The organism is Parapedobacter luteus (assembly GCF_900168055.1).
Lineage (GTDB): Bacteria > Bacteroidota > Bacteroidia > Sphingobacteriales > Sphingobacteriaceae > Parapedobacter > Parapedobacter luteus.
Genome location: NZ_FUYS01000006.1, coordinates 17,643 through 34,966, shown reverse-complemented (window position 1 = coordinate 34,966; position 17,324 = coordinate 17,643). Strand labels below are relative to the sequence as shown.

10 protein-coding genes are annotated in these 17,324 nt (G+C 50.4%); 9 read left to right on the top strand and 1 reads right to left on the bottom strand.

Annotated features, from left to right (window positions below; translation table 11 throughout):
* Positions 1–32 precede the first annotated feature (32 nt).
* From B5X72_RS12710 to B5X72_RS12670, 9 genes are all read left to right on the top strand, one after another.
* Positions 33–1,487, top strand: coding sequence for a RagB/SusD family nutrient uptake outer membrane protein (locus tag B5X72_RS12710; protein ID WP_079717293.1), 1,455 nt, complete (start codon positions 33–35; stop codon positions 1,485–1,487).
* Entirely contained in the window at positions 1,487–3,478 is a 1,992-nt protein-coding gene (locus B5X72_RS12705; RefSeq protein WP_139378678.1) for a beta-galactosidase, read from the top strand. The genes B5X72_RS12710 and B5X72_RS12705 overlap by 1 nt, the downstream gene beginning before the upstream one ends.
* The gene (locus B5X72_RS12700) at positions 3,468–5,774 is read left to right on the top strand and encodes a DUF6259 domain-containing protein (RefSeq protein WP_139378677.1); all 2,307 of its coding nucleotides are present in this window, start codon (positions 3,468–3,470) and stop codon (positions 5,772–5,774) included. The genes B5X72_RS12705 and B5X72_RS12700 overlap by 11 nt, the downstream gene beginning before the upstream one ends.
* On the top strand, positions 5,771–6,982 hold the full coding sequence (locus B5X72_RS12695) for an exo-beta-N-acetylmuramidase NamZ family protein (RefSeq protein WP_079717290.1): 1,212 nt from the start codon (positions 5,771–5,773) through the stop codon (positions 6,980–6,982). The genes B5X72_RS12700 and B5X72_RS12695 overlap by 4 nt, the downstream gene beginning before the upstream one ends.
* A 46-nt stretch (positions 6,983–7,028) precedes the next feature.
* Complete coding sequence (locus B5X72_RS12690; RefSeq protein WP_079717492.1) at positions 7,029–8,252, top strand: exo-beta-N-acetylmuramidase NamZ family protein; 1,224 nt, start codon at positions 7,029–7,031, stop codon at positions 8,250–8,252.
* Between the two features lie 62 nt (positions 8,253–8,314).
* Positions 8,315–9,541 (top strand): exo-beta-N-acetylmuramidase NamZ family protein, encoded by a 1,227-nt coding sequence (locus B5X72_RS12685; protein WP_176146195.1) that lies wholly within the window; start codon positions 8,315–8,317, stop codon positions 9,539–9,541.
* Between the two features lie 96 nt (positions 9,542–9,637).
* Positions 9,638–10,453 carry an N-acetylmuramic acid 6-phosphate etherase gene (gene murQ, locus B5X72_RS12680; protein WP_079717491.1) on the top strand — a complete coding sequence of 272 codons (816 nt, stop codon included), beginning with the start codon at positions 9,638–9,640 and terminating at the stop codon, positions 10,451–10,453.
* A 10-nt stretch (positions 10,454–10,463) separates the two neighbouring features.
* Entirely contained in the window at positions 10,464–11,945 is a 1,482-nt protein-coding gene (locus B5X72_RS12675; protein ID WP_079717288.1) for a sodium:solute symporter, read from the top strand.
* A 110-nt stretch (positions 11,946–12,055) separates the two neighbouring features.
* Positions 12,056–14,602: a TonB-dependent receptor gene (locus B5X72_RS12670; protein ID WP_079717287.1), complete on the top strand. Its 2,547-nt coding sequence runs from the start codon at positions 12,056–12,058 to the stop codon at positions 14,600–14,602.
* Between the two features lie 111 nt (positions 14,603–14,713).
* Here the strand turns inward: B5X72_RS12670 and B5X72_RS12665 are convergent, their stop codons facing one another.
* Positions 14,714–17,293, bottom strand: a complete 2,580-nt coding sequence (locus B5X72_RS12665) for a M14 family zinc carboxypeptidase (protein ID WP_079717490.1) — start codon at positions 17,291–17,293, stop codon at positions 14,714–14,716.
* Between the last annotated feature and the right edge of the window lie 31 nt (positions 17,294–17,324).

The window sequence follows — 17,324 nt, the reverse complement described above, 5'->3', positions numbered from 1 at the left end:
AGAAAATTGTCAACGCAAGAACAATAAAAAGGATGAAAAAGTTTGTTTTTATAGCTCTAATGGCTTTATCGGCAGTCGCTTGCAGCGACTTTCTGGAAGAGATTCCGGAAGACCGAATCACAGAGGAGAACTTTTACAAGACGCTCGAAGACGCGCAAGCCGCAGTCGATGCAATTTATCAACCAATACGCGTGGTATCGGTTTTTGGCGGCCAATACTTGCTTCAAGTGGAAATCATGGCTGAGTTTTCCATTGGAAGGGGATCCACGGCTGCTGTGGGAGCCTACCAGGGGCTTGATGCGACCAATGCGCAGCGGGTCGGGCTAGTCTGGCAATACCTTTACCAAAGTATCCTCTATGCTAATACAGCCATTGAACGGATTTCCGAAATGACGGATGTCAACGAAACGGCCAAAGAAAGGTTACTTGCTGAAGCACGTTTTATGCGGGCATTCAGCTATTATCACTTGGTAAGACATTGGGGTGCCGTACCGTTGATTTTATCGACCACACAGGGGCACACTGCCCGAACGCCTGTGGACGAGGTGTACGCCTCGATTATCGTCGATTTGGAAGTTGGCGAATCGGTGCTGCCTGATGTACCCGCGCAATTTGGGCGGCCGACAAAGTGGGCAAGTAAGGCTTTCCTGGCGGATGTGTACCTGACCCGCGGCGAATGGGCGTTGGCCCAACAAAAGGCGGAAGAAGTGATCAGCGCAAACAAATTTGGCTTGGTTACTGTGGCCCAGCTCAACGATTGGGATCGGATCTTCGGCGCGGGGGCGAACGGCACTTCTGAGGAGATTTTCTACCTAAAATATAATCACTTGAACGGGACGCAATGGCCTCATAACCTGCTCTACCAGGGAACCCCCTATTCTCCGTTTGGAAACTATGTGATGACCTCCTCGCTTGATAATAAATTCCTCAATGAATGGAATGATAATGACTGGCGTAAACAGTGGGGTGTATTTACCCATTATACCGACCCGACTACGGGGCAGGACGTGCAATTGCCCGGGCTAGCACCCGTGCAGTTCAGTAAATTCAGGGATCCTAACGCCCCGACCAGTTCAGGCCACGCGAATGACTATCCGTTCCTTCGGTATGCCGATGTCTTGTTGATACAGGCCGAAGCTTCGGCAATGGCTGAAGGTGGGCCATCTGCTACGGCCATCGAACTCCTGAATAGAATCAAACGGCGTGGATACGGGTACCCAATCGATACGCCGTCGCCGGTTGATTACCCGTCAAGTGGGTGGACCGCCTCATCATTTCAGGATTCGGTTTTGCAGGAACGGGCATATGAACTTTTTCTGGAAGGGAAAAGGTGGCTAGACTTGAAGCGTACAAATAAGATTAACGCGTCTATCCTGAAATACACCGGTATCACCGTGGCCGATGCGCATATCAACTGGCCGATTCCTCAGCAGGAGATTGACACCAATCCGGAAATCAACCAGGCGGATCAAAATCCGGGGTATTGATGGTTATGCGGTATGGATTAACGATAGGATGGGGCGTAGTTCTCCTATGCAATGTGCTGGTGGGAGTCGCGCAGCATGTTGCATCCGTACGCATGCATCAGGGGGTGCCTACACTTTTTGTGGATGATAGCCCATACCCCCCTTATGCGTATATGTCCTACCTGGGCGAACCGGCTTATTACCGGGAAGCGGCGCAAGCAGGGGTGCATTTATATAATATCCCTGCTTACTTAGGTGACCGAGGGATTAATTCAAGTAGCGGGATTAAGCCCTTCCGCAAGCCGATTTGGATCGGCGAAGAGACCTTCGATTATGCAAGTGTTATCCATGACTTTGAGGAAATCATAGCTGCGGATACGCAGGCACTGGCCATTATCCGCATTCATTTGGACCCGCCGGTATGGTGGGAGCAAAAATACCCGGAAAGTGCTTGCTTGCTGCCGGATGGAACTACCTACCGAAATAGTTTTTACAGTCCGTTTTGGCAAGAAGAAGCCGGAAAGGTACTGAGCACCTTTGTTCGATGGTTGCTGGAATCTGAATATGCCGATCACCTGGTGGGTATCCATGTCGCTGGCGGGTTTACCGAAGAGTGGATGTATCACTTTAAGGATGAGTTTTATGACGATAATCCGGCGCGGTTACAGGGGTTTAGAACATGGCTGCGCGAACGCTACCGGTATAATGTGGACAGTCTGCGGCAGGCTTGGAACGAGCCTAGGGTGACTTTTGAGACGGCAATGCTCGCGGATATCAGCGGGCGGACCAAGTCGGAGCAGTGGCGCCATGCGGACACTTCAGGAAGGATATTCGACACCTTTGCTTTCCATGGCGAAACGATGGCCGATCATGTCGCCTATTTTTGCCGCATCGTCAAAGAAACCAGCAAGAATAGATTGCTTACCGGCGCCTTCTACGGGTATCACTATTTCGTGAGTGATCTGCGCCGGGGGCACGGGGCGCTATCAAAATTGTTGCGATGCCCGGAATTGGATTACCTGTCCAGCCCGAATGATTACAACCGCGTAAGTGGCGAAGACTGGCCCCCTTTTGCGGCCATCAAATCGGTGCAGCTGCATGGCAAGCTTTGGTTGGCGGAAAATGATACGCGAACCGCTATCACAACAATGTTGCGCGACCGTGCACCCGAAGTGGCCCCGCCGGGAAATGCATATACGGATGGCGTATGGGTAGGGCCGCAGTCCATGGACGTTTCGGTGTCCTTGCTTTGGAAAAATCTGGGCCGTATGTTGGCTTACGGTTATGGAGGGTGGTGGTTTGATATGTGGGGAGGCTGGTTCAGTGACCCCCGCCTCATGCATGTCATCGAAAGCGGGCAACGATTTTTCAACCGGTATCCAGACAAAGCAGTGCCACAGATGAAGGCAGAGGTTGCGGTCGTCGTAGACGAGCAGCTTGGCTTTATGGATGCTTCTTTCGGCAAACTAACCGGATCGGTGCTGCGCAACCGCTATCCACTGGGCAGAATGGGGGCACCGTATGATTTGTATTTGCGCGACGATTTGGACTTGCTGGCTGACGGCGATTACCGTGTGGTGTGGTTGATGGGGGTTCTCACCCTTACTGCCGCGGAACGGAAATTCATTAATGCTGCCACCGGACGGGGCGCTTGGGTGATTTGGACAGACGGCCATCGCTCGGAGGTCTTCCAGCCCGGGGATACGCCATTGATAACCACGGAAAAATTGCAATGGGAAGCTGCGGCACTCAACGACTTGCTACGCCGGGCTGGTGTGCATTGCTATGTAGATGGCGGCGATGATGTCGTCTACGCCGGAAGAGGTTGGCTATGCATTCACTCGCTCCACGGCGGCAAGAAGACGTTACGGTTGCCCTTCCGCGCGAAAGTAATCGATCCGGAAGATGGGCAGGTGTTGGCCGAGGCTGATACGTTTGCGATGCACATGCCGCCGAACACGACCAGGATTTTTAGAATTGAACCATCAAACAACCATGACAATGATACCTAAAAGATATGTTGCTTGGCAGTTCATCTGCTTATTGGCGATGACCTGTTTTCTGCCGTTTGGCGCATTCAACGCTGCTTATTCGCAGACCGGCGAACCTGACAATTTGGTCTCCTTAAAAAATGACCACTTCCAGGTGGCTTTTGACCGTACTACGGGTGAGCTGAAGGAAATGGTATTTCTTCCCGAACGAGTGTCGTTTTTAGCGGAAACCGCTTCGCAGGGAAGCTCGCCATGGGAAATAACAATAGCTGGGGGAAATCAGCCAAGCCGAGTCAATATCCGGTCGGCTACCCGATTTGTGTACCATCACACTGAAAATCAGCTTGAGCTGAAATGGAGTGATTTCCCCGAATTGCCGAAAGGTTTTACAGTGACGGCCTACGTGGGGTTGCTTCCGGACTCCGCAATGTCTACTTGGCGCATTGCGATTGACGGCATTCAGGGAAAGCGTATCAGCAAAGTCACATTCCCTCGGGTTGCCGGGCTCGCTGACTTGGGAGATGAGGAGCTGGTGGCACCTGATTGGATGGGGTCGCTGCTGCAGTCGCCTCGCAAGGAACTATCCGCATCCGGGGGGGCACAGAAGCGGTTTGCGTGGTCTTATCCGGGCCATATGTCCATGCAGTTCTTGGCGCTATATAATCCGCATCGTGCAGGGCTTTACCTGGCTTGTGATGATACCGCGGCATATAACAAGGAGTTTTCGCTTTCCATGGATAGTACCGAGCAGTTATCTTACAGCGTCGATCATTTTCCTCCCTTTGACGATCAGCAGGAAACCTATCGGCCGGATTATAGGTTTATCATTGGGGCGTTCAAGGGGGATTGGTTAACGGCCGCACAGCTTTATAAACGCTGGGCGGAGCGGCAGCCATGGTGTCTCAACAGCCGGCTGAAAAACCGTGGGGTCCCTGCATGGGTGGAAAACACGGGTTACTGGGTTTGGAACAGAGGCCGGGGAGCGCATGTGCTACCCCCTGCAGTAGCATTAAGCCATCGGCTGGGGCTTCCGGTGAACGTACTATGGCATTGGTGGCACGGTGGCTCTTATGACGATTCTTTCCCCGAGTATTTTCCGCCTAGGGACGGCAAGCAGCAATTTATAAGGGAATTGCGCGATGCTCAACAGCAGGGAGTACATGCCTTGGTATACATGAATGCCTTGAAATGGGGCCCATCTACCCAAAGTTGGAAAGACGAGCACGCTGAGCGGTATGCTGGCAAGGATATCCATGGTCATGCGTTGAGCCATGTATACAACATCTTCACAAAAAAGGCGTTGACAAATATGTGTGAGGCTACGGACTTTTGGAAAAACAAATATGCTTCGTTGGTGGATACCGCAGTGAACCAGTATGGTGTAGACGGGGTATACATGGATCAGGCTTGCCAGAGCCGTATGTGTTATGACCCTGCTCATGGCCACCCTATAGGTGGTGGCAACTATTGGGTTCAGCATTTCGCACGGAAAGATCAATTGATACGCGCATCCTTCCCTCAAGGAGGCAACCAGGTATTGGCGGGGGAAGGCGTCGGTGAGAATTGGCTGCCATTCCTGGATGTGTTCTTGGCACTGCAAGTGAGCAAGGAGCGGTATGCCGGCATACACAGCTGGCAGACGGTTCCCCTGTTTCAGGCGGTGTATCACGAATATGCTATCACTTTTGGTAATTACTCGTCGTTGATGACTCCTCCCTATGATGAACTATGGCCCCGGGAATTTGCTCCTGCTGATGCCGAAACGCCCTTAGACCCGGTATTCAATAGGCAGTTTTTAATGGAGCAGGCACGGTCGTTTGCGTGGGGTATGCAACCCATGATTGCCAACTATCAGCCATCGTTGGATTCGGCAAGGGAAACGGAGATCGGTTATATCCTGCGTTTGGGCAAAGTGCGGCAGGCGGGATTGAAATATTTCGTACATGGCGAATTCAAGCGGCCGCCAATGATCGCGATTCCGGAAGAAACGATATCGATTTCGAAACTCTCCATCTATGCCGGTCATAACGAAAAGGTCACCCGCTTTGAAAAATCCTATCCGACGGCATACACTTCGGCATGGAAATCGCGTGATGGCTCATTGGCCGTTGCCATAGCCAGTATCAGCAGACAACATCTTCCGGTTGATTTTATGATGAATACGGCAGATTATGGCCTGGAAAGCGCTGGTGAAATCTATGTGTACGACGAAACGGGCATGACGAAGTTGGGTGACTACCGAGACGGGACGAGCAAGGTACGTTTTACATTGCCGCCAAGGGGAATATGTTTTATCGAATTTATTCCGTCATTATGAGGGTATTGCGTGTATCGTTGGTTTTGACCTTGATGGTATGCTGTGTGTGCGGCGTGGCGCGCCATGCTGACATGCCGCTGGTACCTGGAGCAAACCGTATGGATGTATACTTGCCGCTACTTGAAGGAAAGGGCGTCGGGCTTGCCATTAACCAAAGTTCGCTTGTTGATGGCACGCGACTGATCGATACGCTGCTCAGCAGCGGGGTGCATGTGGTGCGTGCATTTGGGCCGGAACATGGTGTCTCGGGTCAAACAAGTGCTAATCGGTTTGTTGCACATGGGACTGACGAGCGGACTGGCGTGCCTGTGACGTCTTTGTTTGGAGCATATTACAAACCGACCAAGCAGGATTTGGAAGGTATTGACGTGATGGTGTTTGACATGCAAGACGTCGGTGTGCGGTTTTATACGTACATTTCCACCTTGCATTACGTGATGGAAGCGTGTGCTGAAAATCATATCGCGATAATTGTGCTGGATCGTCCAAATCCGAATGATGGCTATATCGATGGCCCGGTACTGGAGCCCGCATGCCAATCGTTTATCGGCATGCATCCTATTCCCGTGGTACATGGCATGACCATGGGCGAGTACGCTCGGATGATCAACGGCCAAGGCTGGCTCCATGGCGGGCTACAATGCCCACTTACGGTTATTTCCATGCTAAACTACCGCCACGGGATGGACTATGAGCTTCCCGTGCCGCCTTCGCCCAACTTAAATACGCAGCGCTCGATCTATCTTTACCCATCGCTATGCTGGTTTGGTGGGACCGCCATCAGCGACGGGAGGGGTACGTATACGCCATTCCAATTGCTGGGAAGCCCTGCATTGCGCGGAAAATATGCATTTTCATTTGTGCCGCAGGCAATCCATGGAATGAGTGAACATCCCATGCACGCGGGAGACACGTGCTATGGGTTGGACTTAAGGGGGCTGGATTTGGAAGCTTTCCGGGCGACTAAACGGCTGAACTTGCGGTGGCTGCTCGAACTGTACGAGGCCTATCCGGATAAAGCAAATTTTTTCAACCGCGAAGCGGAATTGGGCGAGGACGCTGTTTTGCATTTTGATCAACAGGCAGGAACACAGTCGCTCCGAAAGCAGTTGAAAGCCGGGTATACCGAAGCGCAGATCCGGGAAAGCTGGGAACCAGCGCTTAACCGGTATAGAGGTATGCGGAAAAAATATCTGCTCTATGAATAAGCAGGAACTAAATCGTAGTGAAATAAACAACATAAATGTTCAGATTATGAAAATTCAGGTTTTATTATGGGTGATGGCCTTGTTTTTTATCGCCCAGTCATGTTCTTCTTCAACGAGTAAACAACAGGCTGAAACTGGTAGCGAATCCGTGCTTGCTGTTGAAGACAGCATCATCACCGGTGCGGCACAGACCGAAGCCTATGTCCCTTACCTTCAGGGTAAGCGGGTAGGGCTGACCATTAACCACACGTCTACCATCGGGGGCAAATTGAGCATGGATAGCCTGCTCGCCCTGGGTGTGCAGATTGTGCGGGGCTTCGGGCCGGAGCATGGCTTCCGGGGCGATGCCAGCGCAGGAGCCAAGATTAATGATGAGGTTGATGAGAAGACCGGGGTGCCGCTGGTGTCCCTGTATGGCAAGAAATATAAACCGACGAAAGCGGATTTAGCGGGTATCGATGTCATGATATTCGATATGCAGGATGTGGGCGTGCGGTTTTATACTTACCTGTCAACCCTCCATTATATCATGGAGGCCTGTGCCGAAAACGATATCGAGTTGCTCATCCTCGACAGGCCGAATCCGAACGACGGCTATGTAGATGGACCTATTTTGGAAAAGGGCTACGAGTCGTTCATCGGTATGCATCCGATTCCGATTGTGCATGGGCTCACGTTTGGCGAGTATGCCGCCATGATCAACGATCAGGGATGGCTGGCCAATGGGATAACATGTAAGATCAACGTGATCCCTATGCTGAATTACTATCACGGGAAGCCCTACACGCTGCCCATTCCGCCATCTCCCAACTTGAATACCCAGCAAGCGATCCTACTCTACCCGTCCACTTGCTTGTTTGAGGGGACCGATATCAGCGAAGGGCGGGGCACGATGCATGCGTTTTCCATGGTGGGAAGTCCTAGGCTTAAAGGAAAGTATGATTTTTCATTCACTCCGGAATCTATCCCCGGCATGAGCGAAAACCCCAAACACCTGGATAAAGCCTGCTACGGGCTGGATTTGCGATCGTATGATACGGATGTGTTTAAGGAAACCGGCCGCATTAACCTGTCGTGGCTGAAGGAATTGTATGAAGCGTATCCTGATAAAGATTTGTTTTTCAGGGATTCCTTCAAACGATTGGCCGGGAATGACAAGCTCGCCCAACAGATTAGGGACGGTGTATCGGTGGAAGATATCCAACAGAGTTGGGAGCCGGGCCTCTCTGCGTATAAAGAACTTCGGAAAAAGTATCTCCTGTACAACTAATTAATTGCCTAATTAATTGCCCTGTGATGTTTGCAATGCTAGTTAGTATATGGCTTTCTTGGATGCCTTTGGTAGCTGATGCCGTTGACGCCGTGTCCGGCGCAGCCGAACCGGCTGTGCTTTGTGGCGCAGATCGCTTATTTGGGGAGTATATACATCTTATTAGTGGGAAACGCGTTGCGTTGGTTTCCAATCATAGCGGTAGATTGGCAGACGGAACTCATTTGGCGGATGCACTATACGCACATCCCGATGTGCAGTTGGAGGTGTTGTTTGGAATGGAATTCGATATACGTTCCAATGATTATGCTATACCACGCGATCCGCAGAAAACGATTGATACCCCCACAGGCGTGACAAAATACTCCCTGTACGGAGATATTCACAAGCCCACTGCTGCTATGTTGGGCGAGGCCGAGGTCATCGTATTCGATATTCAGGAGGTAGGCCTTCGATTTTATGAACACGTCAATATTTTGGGTTTCGTGATGGAAGCCGCTGCCGAACAGGGGTTGGAAGTCATCGTGTTGGATCGGCCAAATCCATTGAATGGCATCGATATGGATGGTTTTGTGACCGACGATAAATACCGCTACACATTCGGGGCATATGGAAAGATTCCCATTCGGCATGGCATGACCATGGGCGAACTGGCCAAGCTCTATATCGGGGAAAGGCTGCTTCGAGTGGAAGATGCGCCCAAACTTCATGTAGTGCCGATGAAAGGATGGCGGCGGTCAATGTGGTTTGACGATACGGGCTTGCCCTGGCGGAAGCCATCGCCTAATCTGCTGACGCTCGATGCCGTGATGGCGTACGAGGGCACGTGCCTGTTTGAAGGGTTTAATGTTTCGGAAGGCCGGGGGACAGCTAGGCCTTTTGAGTACATTGGCGCGCCTTGGCTGGACAATTTCCAAGTTGTCCGATTGATGGACAGCTTGGGCTTCGACGGAGTGGACTTCGAGTCCGTCACATTTGAGCCAACACAAATGCCATTTTTAAGTAGGCCACCTGAGTTTAATGAAACGCATTGCAACGGCGTGTATCTCCGTATCAGGGATCGCAATGTCAGTGCAGGATATCGAATTGGCATAGCATTGGTTTGGGCGATTAATCGGCTACATCCGGATAAACTAGTCTGGAATGAACAGGTACTATATCGCTTAACGGGAACAGATCGCTTGATTAGTATGATTAAAGCGGGAAAAACACCGGCAGATATCTATCAATCTTGGGAAGCTGAGGTAACACATTTTAAGCAAATGCGCACACCGTACTTAATGTATTGATAACTGGAAATTGATAGTGACAAAATGTTCCAATCCGTACTTTAATTGAGCTATAAAAAGAAAATTTCGTAAAATTGTTTTTACTTAGATATGCAGATGACGAACACTACCGAGAAAGAATCGAATTACCAGGATTTGGACAAAATGTCTGTTGATGAGCTATTGATGAACATTAACAAGGAGGATCAGACAGTTGCCATTGCTGTACAAAAGGCTATTCCACAGATAACGCGTCTCATTGAAGCTACCGTAGCTTCAATGAAAGCGGGAGGACGGTTGTTTTATGTTGGTGCAGGTACGAGTGGCCGTTTGGGGATTCTGGATGCCTCGGAGTGCCCGCCTACCTTCGGTGTACCGTATGATTGGATTATCGGCATCATTGCCGGAGGAGATACCGCTATCCGCAAGGCTGTGGAGTTTGCCGAAGACGACGAAGAACAAGCGTGGCTGGACCTACAGGAATATGGCATCAATAGTAAGGATGTGGTGGTGGGAATCGCCGCTTCCGGCGGGACTCCTTATGTAAAAGGAGCACTGATGGCAGCCAACAACGCGGGCTTGGTGACAGGGTGTATCGTATGTAACGACCGTACGGTCATCGCCGCAGAAGCCCAATATCCCATAGAAGTGATTGTTGGGCCGGAATTTGTCACCGGCTCTACTCGTATGAAAGCCGGTACTGCGCAGAAGCTGGTACTCAATATGATTAGTACTGCGGTGATGATCCGGTTGGGCCGGGTAAAGGGAAATAAAATGGTCGACATGCAGCTAACCAACAATAAGCTGTTTAGCCGGGGTATCCGTATCATTATGGAGGAAACAGGGATTGATGCGCAAACTGCCTCTGATTTGCTTGAAAAGCATGGTAGTGTTCGCAAAGCTATCGAACATTCCCGCATAGCGGATCATTAACCCTAAACGTATGACGCCGACTGTTCTTCTGTTTTTTTTGGTGGCCTACTTTGGCCTCTTGCTTGGTATCGCCTATTTTACTTCGCGGAAATCAGCAGACAATGCCACCTTTTTCGTTGCTAACCGCAATGTCAAATGGTACATGGTAGCCTTTGGTATGATAGGTACGGCACTTTCAGGGGTCACATTCATATCCGTGCCGGGAGCAGTGGGAAGTAGCGACTTTGGTTATTTCCAATTCATATTGGGTAATGCAGTGGGGTTTGTCATCATTGCCTATGTGCTGCTGCCTCTGTATTACCGGATGAATCTTACCTCCATTTATACCTATCTGGAGGAACGCCTGGGGCAGCGGAGTTATAAAACAGGTGCCATGATATTCTTGATATCGCGCACGATAGGCTCGGCGTTCCGGCTTTATCTGGTGGCCATTATCCTCCAATGGTTTATCTTCGATGCCTGGAATGTTCCTTTTGCCGTCACTATTGCGCTGTGTTTACTGCTCATCTGGCTGTATACCAATAAGGGTGGATTGAAGACCATCATCATTACGGACATGTTGCAAACGTTTTTTCTGGTGTTGGCGGTCATCCTTTCCATCTATTTTATGGCCGATAGTCTGGGGTTGGGGCTGATGGAGACCATCGAGACGGTGAAAACAAGCAGTTATTCAACGGTGTTTTTTTGGGAAGATTTTCTGGGGAACCGCATCCATTTCTGGAAGCATTTTCTTGGCGGAATATTTGTAACCGTGGCAATGACGGGTTTGGATCAAGACCTTATGCAAAAAAACCTGAGTATGAAGACCATCGGGGAAGCACAAAAGAACATGCTTACCTTTACGGGGATATTTGTGATTATCAATTTGTTTTTTTTGGCTGTGGGCGCTTTGCTGTTTAACTTCGCCGCCAAAAACAGCATCGATGTGGCCGGCCTGCCTACACCGGACTACTTGTACCCCGAAATCGCTCTGCATCACCTGGCCATGGTACCGGGTATTATTTTTATGATGGGGCTTACGGCCGCTACGTTTGCCACGACCGACTCGGCATTGACGGCGCTGACGACTTCATTTTGCGTCGATTTTCTTAATTTCAACAAACGGGCTAATCCAAATGATGCTGATTTAGTAAAAACGCGGAATCGCGTACATTTTGCCTTTTCTGTAATCATGTTGCTGGTCATCATGGTGTTCAGGGTCATCAATGACGACTCGGTCGTGAACGCCATTTTCACGGCGGCGACGTACACTTATGGTCCGCTGCTGGGGTTGTTTGCATTCGGGATTTTTACCACGCGGCAGGTGACCGATCGGTTGGTGCCTTACTTGTGTGTGCTGTCGCCACTCATCTGTTATTTGGTCAACACGTACGTTATTGTGCCCCACACCAGCTACGCTGTTGGTTTCGAATTGATCATCTACAACGGCGCGCTTACTTGGTTGATGCTCTGGGGCACTTCGTCCGCCGAACGCAAACCGGTGGTCAGTTAAAGAAAGGCTTCGGTTGTATGCAATAAGCATTAAATGTACTTGGGTTAGGCATGATTTATACCTATTAAAGTCTATCGATTCAGTATAGATTTGTTGGTATAAATGTAAGCATGAATAAGCTGATCGTACCAAGTGTAATTATTCTTTTTTGGATAAATGTCGCGTGTGGCCAACAGATCTTGGTCGGCACCGTTAAAAACACCGCAGACGAACCCGTTGTACATGCCACATTAGTGGTGAAGGGTACGAATGCCTATACCGTAGCAGATGAGAAGGGCCAATTTCACCTTACGGTGCAGGTAGCTCCTCCATTTTCGTTACAAATTAATTCGGTTGGCTACCAGTCAAGGGAAATCCGTATCCATGAATGGCCGGAAGGACCGTTGCGGATTACCCTTACCGCGGACAACGTGTTGTCGGAGGTTGTGGTAACTTCCCGGCGGCGCAGGGAGCTGTTGCAGGAGGTTCCGATACCGGTGTCGGTTATTAGTGGAACGCTGGCGGACGATGCCGGAGCATTCAACGTCAATAGGCTGAAAGAGCTGGTACCATCCGTTCAGCTGTATTCGTCTAACCCCCGTAACACGGGATTGAGTATCCGGGGGTTGGGTACCACATTTGGTCTCACCAACGATGGGATCGATCCGGGCGTGGGCTTTTACGTGGATGGTGTGTATTATGCGCGGACAGCGGCTACAACGCTCGACTTTATTGATGTTGAGCAGATTGAGGTATTGCGCGGCCCGCAGGGTACATTATTCGGCAAGAATACCGTGGCGGGGGCTTTCAATGTAACTACGCGCAGGCCAACGTTCACGCCTGAGGCTAACGTTGAGCTGAGCTACGGAAATTACGGCTTTATCCAGGCAAAAGCATCCGTTAGCGGACCATTGAGTAAAAATCTTGCCGCACGCGTTTCATTCAGTGGTACCCAAAGGGATGGCTTGCTTTACAATGTAGCTACACAAAAGCCGGTAAATGACTTGAATAACCTTGGCTTGCGTGGCCAGTTGTTATACGCTCCTTCTGAAAACCTACACGTTTTATTTGCCGGGGATATAAGCCGCCAACGGCCTGACGGCTATGCGCAGGTGTTTGCCGGCGTAGCGCCCACGTTGCGGGCTGCCTACCAGCAGTTCGAGCAGATTCTTGCCGATTTGGATTATGAATTGCCAAGTCGAAATCCGTTTGATCGGGTTATCGATCATGACACACCATGGCGGTCTGGACAGGATTTGGGCGGCATTTCGGCGAATGTGGATGTGACGGTTGGGCCGGGTACGCTCACCACCACGACGGCATGGCGCTTTTGGAATTGGGATCCTTCTAATGACCGCGATTTTACTGGCCTACAGGGCCTCGCCTTATCTCAAGCGCCCTCACGGCACGATCAATGGTCGCAGGAAGTCCGGTGGGCAGGCGAATTTTCGAATCGATTGAGTGCTGTTGTTGGCCTGTATGCTTTCGGTCAGGCCTTAAGGGCTGATCCTGCGCATACCGAGGAGGCAGGCAGGGATCAATGGCGGTTTTCGCAGAATACCGAAAGCCCGCTTTGGAAGACCCCCGGCTTATTGGACGGCTATGGCATCAAAACCTATCCCAGCTTGGAAACCTTTAGTGGTGCTGTTTTCGCTCAAGTGGACTATGCCGTGACGTCGCGGTTGCGTATCCTTCCGGGTATCAGGCTGAACTACGACGACAAATCCGTGAATTTCAGGCGGGAAACTTATGGCGGTTTGCAGACCGACGATCCCGATTTGCTTGCTATTAAACGGGCAGTATATAGCAACCAAGCTTTTGAGGCAGACGTTGAGGATACCAATATCTCGGGGCAACTTACAGTAGCATTTAAGGCTACAGCTACTATCAACGCCTTTGCTACGTTTGCTAATGGGTTTAAACCCGTAGGCCTTAATCTGGGAGGCTTGCCGAATGCCAATGGTCAACCGATGTTGGAACTGGCCGTCATTAAACCGGAACGTGTCAACCATTATGAGGTTGGAATGAAAGCCCAACCGACAGCGGGTACCGTACTGAACGTAGTTGTCTACCAAACGGACGTTCGTGATTATCAGGCCCAAGTACAGACCGCTGACCTTTCAGTAAATAGAGGGTATTTGGCAAACGCGGAAAAGATACGAGTAAGAGGCGTTGAGTTTGATGGGAGCATTCGGTTCAATAACTACGTTTCTTTGTATGGGTCGCTTGCCTATACGGATGGCAAATATGTCTCGTTTACCAATGCCCCACCGCCGCTGGAAGAAACAGGCGGACCCACGTTCAAGGATATTTCTGGCGGTAAACTCCCCGGTATTTCGAAATGGGCAGTATCGTTGGGAGGGGAAGCCGCTACGGCAGCCGGTTCTTTTTTGGGGCATGACGGTCAGTTCTTTTTGGGTGTCGATGGTTTTCATCGGTCGTCTTTTTCTTCCAATCCGTCGCCATCAACCTACCTGATTGTGCGTGCTTATACCTTATTGAACGCGCGTATTGGTTTTAGGGCCCTGGATGGCGTCACGTTATTTCTCTGGTCTCGTAATCTGCTCGATACGGATTATTTCGAGCAACTGTTGCCTGGAGCCGGCAATGCCGGTCATTATGCCGGCGTGCTTGGGGACCCCCGGACATACGGCATTACGTTGCGGTACGCATTTTAGGCGTAATTAAGTGCTGACGATTTGGTTCGTCGCGATCTTTTTGTGGATTTTTGTCATTCGGTGCTCAATGCAAATGCGGGCGCATTTTTGAAGATGCGCCCGCGTTTTGGGTTATCGCCCGCGCCCCCCGCCTGTGATGTGGCCCCCGAAAAAGATACTGTTGATTACCAAACGGTCTGTACCATGCCAGTATTTCCGGTATGTGGGATCATCTGAAAATAAGATTACGTTTCCTTGACCGGCGGAAGAGGCCAATATATAGGCTTTATCCCGAAATCGATCCAGGTTATGTTTGGAAATATAACCATTGACCCAAGGTTCACTGTCAAACTGTGCCACGGTCGAGAACTGATCCGCACTGGGCAGCAGTATGGTGCCGCCGTCGATATTGACAAACAACTTGCGGTTTTGAAGTCCGAATGCCACGGGGTGGGTCACGTCGATATCGGCCGAGAAGATATTGCCACTTATGCGGTCTGGCGCCGTCGCTTCTGCACGCGTCACATAATCAAGCCGCCGGGGCTTTGGTTCCCGCTTGCGCGTAGTATCCCGGTATACTTTTTCACGTGTGATACCGTTGGCGATGGCCCATTCTGCTGCGGATTGAAATGCGATGAGCGTACCGCCACTGTTGACCCAGGATTTGATGCGCTCGGTTGTACCATTATCCCACAGGTCGTTATACGACCCCCCTGTCAGAATCAAAGTTGTATACCTGGTGAGGTTTGCTCGAGGGATATTGATTGGGTCAATTTTGACGACCGGTAATTTGAGATGCTCGTTGAGTAGGTACCACACCTGTCCGGCTTGGGCCGAATTGATGCCTTGGCCAAGCACCAGTGCGACCGTGGGTTTATTGAGCGCCTGAATATTATTGCTTCCCAAGTCGATGCCTTCTACATTAAACCCGGTGGAAACGCTGTAGAATTTCAAGCCGGTATCGTTGGCAACTGTTGTGATGGCTCGGTGCAGTGAATCGCCACCGATGGATTGTCCGGCTACGGGAATAACCAGCGAGCCGTATCCGAAGTTTACAGGTCCGTCTGCCGTTTGGGACGTAAATGGCTTAAATGCCGCTTTCACGAATACCCCTTTTTCGAGCAGTGCATATAGCGCCCTCGGGGCGTTATATTCCGTCCAACCCATTAAGTAGGCATAGCTAGGCTTGTTGCCGACGATTGATCCCGATATAGTTTTAACGCCACTTACGCGATTCCCGGCCTTGACTTCGCTCGCAGATTTGGCATATTTCAGCCCATAAGCGTGGATAATGGAATAAGAAGTACTGCCATAAAAAACACTGTCCTGTATTGGCGGAGTTTCTTCAAAGATCGAATGTACCAACCGGAATTGTGGCTGCATTGCGGGCACCACGTAGGCCGAGCCCTGCTTAAATGGTTTGCCGTCGATGGTTTGGTCGCCTCCAAGCTCGAATACTGCTATCCGATGACGTAAAAGCAGATCGACCAATTTTTGCGTAAGTGACTTGTCATGTTCGTCTCCGAATACATATGATTTAGTTTTGTGCGCGCGGGCTTCGTCCAATGCCGTTCGAAAAAAATCCTTTTGCAGTTTGAATAATCCGGCTTTTTCAGCGACAGCTCCTTTGATGGTGGCCAGCCCGGTAAGCAATTGATTCCGGACGGTAAATCGAAATTCCAGCAGTCCGTTTGGGGTTTCCTGTAACAAGCCTCTCGAACTGCCTTGTTCAAACGTTGCACCAACGGCCCCATGAAAATCTGGGTAAGTGGAGCCATAAATGGGTGAAAAATTATCGAAGACCTCTTTGGTGAAGTAAAGGGAGCCAATGCCATCTAATGCTTCAACGTGATATTTCGCTAGTACTGCATTGAATTCATACGAAGATTTTGGAATCAGCGGACTCTCGGAGCTTTTGGGAGTAGGCTCAAAATAATAGGTGCTGCCACCGCCCATCTCATGGAAATCGATGTGTACATTCGGGTACCATTGATGGAAAAAATCGATTTTCGGTTTGGTTTCTACCTGGGTTATGCTCAACCAGTCTCGGTTTAAGTCTGTAAAATAGTGGTTTGTCCGGCCGCCGGGAAATTGCTCTAAGTGTTCCTTATCGAGCGGATCGGCCACAGGTGGGGTTGACTTATAAGCATTGTGCCAATTGGCGGTGCGGTCGCGACCATCCGGATTTTGGGCGATGTCAATGAATATCACTGCTTCACTCAACCATTTTTGGGTTTCTTCGCTTTGGCTGGCGGCAAGGTAGTAGGCGGTAAGCAAGGAAGCCTCTCCACTGGAGGTCTCTGCGCCATGTACGCTATAGTCTAGCAGCACCACCACCGGGGACGTGCCGGCATCGAGTTGCGGCGCTTGTGGATCAACCTGTCTGATATGTTCCTGCCGGATTTCTTCCAAACGTCCGTGGTTGGCGGCAGACGTAATTGTTGCAACTGCCAACGGACGTCCCTCGTAAGATTGGCCAATGATTTCGACACTGATTTTGTCTGAAAGCCGGTCGAGTTCTTGGAAATAGGCGATTATTCGGTCGTGGCGTGTGTAGTGCGAGCCGATAGGATAGCCAAGGAACGCCTCAGGCGAGGGGATGGACGGGTCGAACTGTGCGGTTGGAAAATAGTAGCTGTCTTGGGCTACGGCGCCATCGATAACGAGGCCAAAGATGAGTAATTGTACCAAAATGGTTTTTAGCTGCTTCATTGTGATTTCTAGCGGTTTGAAATGGTGAATA

What these genes read in the sequence shown, in the direction of transcription:
- B5X72_RS12675 (WP_079717288.1), top strand. Translation starts at nt 10,464, where the DNA reads ATGACGCCGACTGTTCTTCTGTTTTTTTTGGTGGCCTACTTTGGCCTC.
- B5X72_RS12700 (WP_139378677.1), top strand. Translation starts at nt 3,468, where the DNA reads ATGATACCTAAAAGATATGTTGCTTGGCAGTTCATCTGCTTATTGGCG.
- murQ (WP_079717491.1), top strand. Translation starts at nt 9,638, where the DNA reads ATGACGAACACTACCGAGAAAGAATCGAATTACCAGGATTTGGACAAA.
- B5X72_RS12705 (WP_139378678.1), top strand. Translation starts at nt 1,487, where the DNA reads ATGGTTATGCGGTATGGATTAACGATAGGATGGGGCGTAGTTCTCCTA.
- B5X72_RS12665 (WP_079717490.1), bottom strand. Translation starts at nt 17,293, where the DNA reads ATGAAGCAGCTAAAAACCATTTTGGTACAATTACTCATCTTTGGCCTC.
- B5X72_RS12690 (WP_079717492.1), top strand. Translation starts at nt 7,029, where the DNA reads ATGAAAATTCAGGTTTTATTATGGGTGATGGCCTTGTTTTTTATCGCC.
- B5X72_RS12685 (WP_176146195.1), top strand. Translation starts at nt 8,315, where the DNA reads ATGCCTTTGGTAGCTGATGCCGTTGACGCCGTGTCCGGCGCAGCCGAA.
- B5X72_RS12695 (WP_079717290.1), top strand. Translation starts at nt 5,771, where the DNA reads ATGAGGGTATTGCGTGTATCGTTGGTTTTGACCTTGATGGTATGCTGT.
- B5X72_RS12670 (WP_079717287.1), top strand. Translation starts at nt 12,056, where the DNA reads ATGAATAAGCTGATCGTACCAAGTGTAATTATTCTTTTTTGGATAAAT.
- B5X72_RS12710 (WP_079717293.1), top strand. Translation starts at nt 33, where the DNA reads ATGAAAAAGTTTGTTTTTATAGCTCTAATGGCTTTATCGGCAGTCGCT.